The sequence below is a fragment of the Bacillus sp. GW823-FHT06B01 genome, assembly GCF_058952315.1.
Map to the genome: position 1 here is coordinate 1,266,882 of NZ_JBXAHR010000001.1, position 6,751 is coordinate 1,273,632.

The window sequence follows — 6,751 nt, forward strand, 5'->3', positions numbered from 1 at the left end:
CACCTGAAAAATTAGTAATGCAACAATACATTTCATATTATCTCTCAAGCGGTGTATACATTGTTTTCTTCCCATGATTATTAATGAAAGCGGATTTTGCTTTTAGTTTCGTCTTTTCTATTTCTATATCTTCATTCGAGAAATTCACAATAATTTTAATATCTTTTCCATAAGAAGCAGATTGAACTAATTTATCTTCTGACAAATATACAAAGTTCGTCATTTCTTCTTTTACTGCCTTTTCATGAACGTCATTCCAAACTTTCAGGTGCTGTGTAATTTCTTGTTTATGCTTATTCCACTCTACTTCATCTAAATGGTACAACGGAGGAACATTATACAATAATTCGTATAGCATACGGTTCCCTACCTCATCTTTTACTTTCAAACTTCCCCATTCCCAGTGGTGCGTTGTAATTACAGAATCATTGTATACTAATTTATATAATGGTACTGAATATACAGGGTTTAAATACACTTGTTTATATTCTTCTTTTAACGGTACTTGTTTTGCATATTTTTCTGGAACATTTTGATTCGGTGACCAATATCCGCCCACATAATACGGACTTGTTTTATTTTTCCTCATATCTTCATCGTCCCATTTAATAACCGGTGTTTCAATACCGTGAGCAAATGCAATCGTGCTACTTGCAAAGTCATTTCCTCCTTCTGAGCCAACTACCATACTTTTTTCTTGCGCAATATAATCCATTCGTTGCAATCTTGCTTTTAAATCTTGTTCTTGTGTCGTTATATGTTTGGCTGAATAGTCATCATAAATTTCACCTGTTGCATCACAATCAATAAACCATGAATTATATTTAGGTCCATTTTGTAAAATATCGTTCATTCGCTCTTTTACACTAGGAAGAGATAAAGTTGGATTTAACTTTCGCCCTCTACCTAAAAATCCTTGTACTTTTTCTCCATTTTTCTTCGTCACAGTTGCCTCTTCATATAACGATGGATCCTGAAAAGAAGCTGTATTCCAATTTTTATCAGCTTTTTCGTGAATAGAATGATAAGAATCATACGGACCAACTAAATATCCCATTTTCTTAGCTTCTGTCACGAAATCAGGCTGCATATACCCTTGTTCCCAGTTCGGTAACCCAATCCACGCTTTGTCTATTCCTGATTCTTTCATTTTCTTTATAATATCCGTTCCATCTGCGTTACCCCATTTACTTACTTCTTCAATCGCATCACCGAGCGCCGACTTTAATACATGCTTATTTAAGTTATATAACTCCATCTTCGATAAGTGATCTACCCCTTTGTTTAATAACTCACTAGCGTTCTGATCAACCTTTTGAAAAATATCATCTTTATACAATTCCTTCATTGATAATACTTCATTTACATAACGCAAAATAACATTTTTTTGGTACTTATCAATGAAATCTTGTTTACTTACTTGCTCAAAGACACTCAGTTCTCCAGGCTCCGAACTATTCTTTTGAATAAGCCCTTTTATATGACTAAATACAGGACTATTTATTTGCTCTCTTATTTTAGGCCAATTTACGTTACTGTCAGACAAACCATTTTGATTCCAAAAATAAAAATGAGCAGCACCATAAAGTTTTTCAATCTCTTTATTTTTTCTAGCCTTTTCTTGTAATGTTTTAAATTCACCTTTTTGAGCAATATTATCCTTATACAGTTTAGCAATACTGACTGCATCATTATTTGTCACATATAATTGAAATCCATATGCTTTATTTTTATTTATACTCGGGAATTCATGTATAAAATCAAATCCTATTTTCGGATCCGAATGAAATTTCAATTCATTATTAAATATATTGTTCGCAATAAATACAATTGAATATTTCGAACCATTTAACGCAAAAAACTTCATAGAAAATGATTCAGCAAATGAATATGCATCATCCTTTAAAAACTTCTTCCAATTTTCATCATTACTCGGAATTTGCTTACCTTCCCATAACGGAAGTGTATAATTTTCAGCTTGTACTTTCGGCCACGTAAAGCTTTCTGCACCAGTCGACTCCACTTCAATATTTAAGTGATCTTTTTTCTTTTCTAGATGCACTTTTACTTTTTGATCTGGATATTCCCAAGATGTTCGATCCTTGTCTTTTTTTACATTCGACACCTTCATTTTCGGTAACGGCTGTGACGCCTGTTCCTTTACACCATCATGTTCTACAGTTAACATGAAAGTCTCTGGATTTACATCGTAAGTAAACTCTTTATACGTCGCTTTCTTTACTTTAGAATCTTGTACAGCCTTGTTACCTTTTACATCACACCCGACTAAAGTCGAAAATGACATCGTTGTAAGAAGACATATTGCTATCATTTTTTTCATCTTCTGCACCTCCACCACTGAATATACAGGGGCTTTGTTACAGGAATGTGGCAAAAAAATAGAACTAGCATAACGCTAGCTCTATTTTGAGTATTATAAATAAGTGTGTATGAACAACTATAATCTGCTTAAAGTATATGTAGCACAATAACCGTGTTTTTTCATCCCCACTAAATATAAAAGCAAATAATTCATAACTTTAATGTGCATTTCTTAACTAAAAAAATAAGTGTATATAATATAGCCTAAAACTAGCACTAAAATTACTAGCGCTGTACCTTTCCAATTCATACCACCTGTCATATCAACTGGACTACCGCATTCAGCTCTGTTTAATCCATCCTTTAAAGAACCGGTAGGATTATTTTCCAATTCACTTTGCCTTATACGTTCTCTTTTTTCTTCTGGTGACTCTTTCTTCATACGATCACCTCCAAATGAATACACGCTTTACTAAATTATAAATTATTACTTTTCTTTTATATGAAAACTGAAAAGATATTTACAACAAAAAAAGCTAGCAATGCTAGCTTTTTCATAGCCCTATATGTTCTTCTTTATTTACAGAAATTCCTCTATGATCAATTTCTAGCTCGCACACTTTCATAGACGTAAATACTCTCGCTAATTGCTCAGCAATTTCTTGACGCTTATCATATGGCGTTAATATAAAAATGGATGGGCCTGCACCACTAAGCGCTGTGCCGTATGCTCCAAACTCTTTTGCACATTTACGAATTGAGGGTAATAGCGGTACGAGTTCTAAACGATACGGCTCGTGAAAATGATCTCTTTCCATCATTTCACCTACAACTTCCCACTTCTTTTGACAAAACGCAGCTACTAATACGTTGCTGATTGCACTAGCCTTAACTGCTTCATGAAACGGAAACACATCTGGTAATACAGATCGGCTTTCCTCTGTATTTAACTCTTCATTTGGAATAAGAGAAATTACACCTAATTCCTTACTTTCAATTCTTACAACCGAAACATTCTTTCCATCAAGTGCTCCGATTACAGTTCCTCCTAATATAGAAGCCGCAACATTATCTGGATGCCCTTCAAAATTTGTTGCAATTTGAACTTTTTGATCAGTCGTTAAGTTCAAATTGCCAAGTTGATTCGCAAGCTCTATCCCTGCTACAATTGCTGATGCACTACTTCCTAGTCCCCTTGTAAGCGGGATATTACTAGTAACTTCTATTATGTGAGGTGATAAAGAAGGACATACTTTACATGCCGTGCTAACGATTAAATTTTTATCGTCTGTCGGAATTGATTCTTCAAAGGAATGGATTACTTGCCATCTATCAGCTTTTTCTTTTACCACCACATCTAAATATAATGACAAAGCTATTCCTACTGAATCAAATCCTGGTCCAACATTCGCTGTACTAGCAGGAACACGAATACTTAATGGTATCACGACATAATCACCCCTTTAATATGCTCTTTAATTTGTTCTATATTATTTGAAACACTTGCAATGTCTAATGTATTAGAAGAAATTGCGATATCAGGATCTTTCAAGCCGTTTCCAGTTAAAACTGCAACAACTGTCTCTCCTTTTTTGATTTTTCCAGATTGAACATGTTTAATTACACCTGCTAATGAAGCATTTGATCCTGGCTCAGCGAAAACCCCTTCCGTTTTTGCTAATAATCTATACGCATGTAAAATTTCTTCATCTGATACCATATCTATTTCACCGTGAGACTGTTCTGCAGCCTCTACTGCATATGACCAACTTGCGGGGTTACCGATACGAATCGCTGTTGCAATTGTTTCAGGTTCTTCAATGACATGTCCTTTTACAATAGCAGCTGCTCCCTCCGCTTCAAATCCGTGAATTCTTGGCTTCTTATAGCCTTTTTCTTTCTCATATTCACAGAAACCTTTCCAGTACGCTGTAATATTCCCAGCATTCCCAACAGGAATCGCTAAAACATCTGGTGCACTTTGCAACTGGTCACAAATTTCAAATGCTGCTGTCTTTTGCCCTTCAATTCGATAAGGATTCACTGAGTTTACTAATGTAATCGGCTCTTCCGCAGCAATATTTCTTACAGCCTTAAGTGCATCATCAAAATTTCCTTCTATTGAAATGATTTCAGCTCCGTAAGCGACTGCTTGCGCTAATTTTCCATGTGCAATCTTTCCTTCCGGGATTACGATTATACATTTCATTCCAAGGCGTGCCGCGTATGCTGCGGCCGATGCCGAAGTATTACCTGTTGATGCACAAATAATTGCCTCCGAACCTTCTTCTTTCGCCTTCGCAACAGCCATTACCATACCACGATCTTTAAATGAACCTGTCGGATTCGCTCCTTCATACTTACCATATAATTGAATTCCTAATTGTTTTGATATATTTAATAACGGAATAAGTGGTGTATTCCCTTCCATTAAGCTAACATCAGGTGTATTTTCATTGACCGGTAAATAAGAAGCATACTGTTTTAATAATCCTTTATACATATTGTTTTTCCTCCTCAATAATGTAGTAACTGTTTATTTCACTTGCGACATCTTCTATCGCTCCTAAAACTCGTTCAAATTGATACTTTGAAGTTTGATGTGTTACAACAACAACTTCTGCAAGTTCACGATTTAAAGGTAACTGAATAACTTCTTTTAAACTTACAGAATAATTAACGAAACATTCTGTTATTTTCTGTAACATCCCAGGTTCATCTCGTAATGAAATACGTAAGAAATATTTCGAAATGACTTCTTCATCTCCTTGTAACTCGTATGGCTCTGGTTCTTTTAACGCACTTTTATTTTTCGGGACTTGATTCATATTTTTAACGATTGAAATAATATCACTTACTACAGCAGAACCAGTTGGTAACTTCCCAGCTCCAGGCCCGTAAAACATTACTTCTCCTACCGCTTGACCGTGAACATATACTGCATTAAATTCATTATTTACATTTGATAATGGATGATGGCTTGGTAAAAGTGTCGGTTCTACACTTAAATGAATGGCTGACCCTTGTTTCTCTGCTTTACCAATTAATTTCATAGTAAATCCTAACTTTTCAGCCATTTGTAAGTCTTCTTTTTCGACCTTTCGAATCCCTCTTACTTGCACATCATCTAAAGAAACATTCATCGAAAAACCTAAGTTTGCAAGAATGGCTACCTTTCTCGCCGCATCTAACCCATCTACATCCGCTGTTGGATCCGATTCTGCGAAACCTAATTTTTGTGCTTCCTGTAAAGCTTCTTCATACGACCATCCCTTTTGACTCATCTTTGTTAACATGTAATTTGTTGTTCCATTTACAATTCCCATTATTTTTTCAATTTGATCTGAAGCTAATCCGTCTGTTAATCCCCTTAACACCGGAATACCGCCCGCTACACTTGCTTCATAACATAGATCACAATCATTTTCGTTCGCTAATTGAAGAAGTTCTGCACCGTATACAGCCATTAAATCTTTATTTGCTGTTACGACATGTTTCTTATTTCGTAAAGCCTTAACAATATGCTGCTTCGCTTCTTCAATTCCGCCCATTACCTCTACTACAATATCAATATTTGAATCATTTAGAACTTCATCGACATGACTTGTTACTACGATTCCATCAATACAAACATCACGTTCTTTTTCTAAATCACGTACAACGACTGTCTTCACCTTCACTTCATACCCTGTATCAAGTGCAATTTTTTTATAATGTTCTTTCAAAATATGGACAACACCACTTCCGACCGTACCTAATCCTAACACCCCAACATGAATAACGTTATTCATTTTCTAATCTCCTCCTACAATTTTATTTTTTATCTCTATCAATCACCTTGCTCTGCTTTTTAATCATGCAGGTGGTGGTTATTTCCGTACGTACAAATCGTTTCATGTTACTGCACCTCCTTTCAAAGTAATAAAAAAACACACCCATCCCTAGGAAAGGGACGAATGTGTTTTCGTGGTTCCACCCTTGTTCCAATCTAGAAACGCACTTCCTCCTAGATTGCTCAAGTTCAGATAACGGCTGATTCCGTCAATAATTACTAGATTACTCGTTCACTATTGAAGTTCAAAGGTGGTAAAATCATTTCTCGTGTTAGGAAGCTCACACCCTTGACTTCCCTCTCTGTAAACCGTAAAAATGATTTCGTGTCCTTATCGTTACTTTTTCGTTCATGTTTATTTGTTAACTCATTATACTCGCATAAAAAACAATATCAATAACATTTTTTAATTATTTTAAATTTTCAATCTGTAAATTCATAAAAAAACACATTCATCCCTAGGAAAGGGACGAATGTGTTTTCGTGGTTCCACCCTTGTTCCAATCTAGACGTATTTCTCCCTAGATTGCTCAAGTTCAGATAACGGCTGATTCCGTCAATAATTACTAGATTACTCGTTCACTATTGAAGTTCAAA

Annotated in this window: 5 protein-coding genes and 1 other annotated feature; all 5 genes read right to left on the reverse strand. The window is 35.3% G+C overall.

The genetic code is table 11. From position 1 onward, the window contains the following. Positions 1–37: 37 nt before the first annotated feature. The 5 genes from AC1Q8N_RS06590 to AC1Q8N_RS06610 all read right to left on the reverse strand — a co-directional run bounded on the left by AC1Q8N_RS06590 (position 38) and on the right by AC1Q8N_RS06610 (position 6,113). Positions 38–2,341, reverse strand: a complete 2,304-nt coding sequence (locus AC1Q8N_RS06590) for a glycoside hydrolase (RefSeq protein WP_404518983.1) — start codon at positions 2,339–2,341, stop codon at positions 38–40. A gap of 213 nt (positions 2,342–2,554) precedes the next feature. Next, positions 2,555–2,764, reverse strand: coding sequence for a DUF6366 family protein (locus tag AC1Q8N_RS06595; protein ID WP_098079463.1), 210 nt, complete (start codon positions 2,762–2,764; stop codon positions 2,555–2,557). A gap of 112 nt (positions 2,765–2,876) precedes the next feature. Further along, positions 2,877–3,770 carry a homoserine kinase gene (gene thrB / locus AC1Q8N_RS06600; protein ID WP_098079461.1) on the reverse strand — a complete coding sequence of 298 codons (894 nt, stop codon included), beginning with the start codon at positions 3,768–3,770 and terminating at the stop codon, positions 2,877–2,879. Next, positions 3,767–4,825 (reverse strand): threonine synthase, encoded by a 1,059-nt coding sequence (gene thrC / locus AC1Q8N_RS06605; RefSeq protein ID WP_000276442.1) that lies wholly within the window; start codon positions 4,823–4,825, stop codon positions 3,767–3,769. The genes thrB and thrC overlap by 4 nt, the downstream gene beginning before the upstream one ends. Continuing rightward, positions 4,818–6,113 (reverse strand): homoserine dehydrogenase, encoded by a 1,296-nt coding sequence (locus AC1Q8N_RS06610; protein ID WP_048543197.1) that lies wholly within the window; start codon positions 6,111–6,113, stop codon positions 4,818–4,820. The genes thrC and AC1Q8N_RS06610 overlap by 8 nt, the downstream gene beginning before the upstream one ends. Before the next feature lie 154 nt (positions 6,114–6,267). Then, positions 6,268–6,501: a binding site (T-box leader), on the reverse strand. Positions 6,502–6,751: the final 250 nt, after the last annotated feature.

What these genes read in the sequence shown, in the direction of transcription:
- AC1Q8N_RS06610 (WP_048543197.1), bottom strand. Translation starts at nt 6,113, where the DNA reads ATGAATAACGTTATTCATGTTGGGGTGTTAGGATTAGGTACGGTCGGA.
- AC1Q8N_RS06590 (WP_404518983.1), bottom strand. Translation starts at nt 2,341, where the DNA reads ATGAAAAAAATGATAGCAATATGTCTTCTTACAACGATGTCATTTTCG.
- thrC (WP_000276442.1), bottom strand. Translation starts at nt 4,825, where the DNA reads ATGTATAAAGGATTATTAAAACAGTATGCTTCTTATTTACCGGTCAAT.
- AC1Q8N_RS06595 (WP_098079463.1), bottom strand. Translation starts at nt 2,764, where the DNA reads ATGAAGAAAGAGTCACCAGAAGAAAAAAGAGAACGTATAAGGCAAAGT.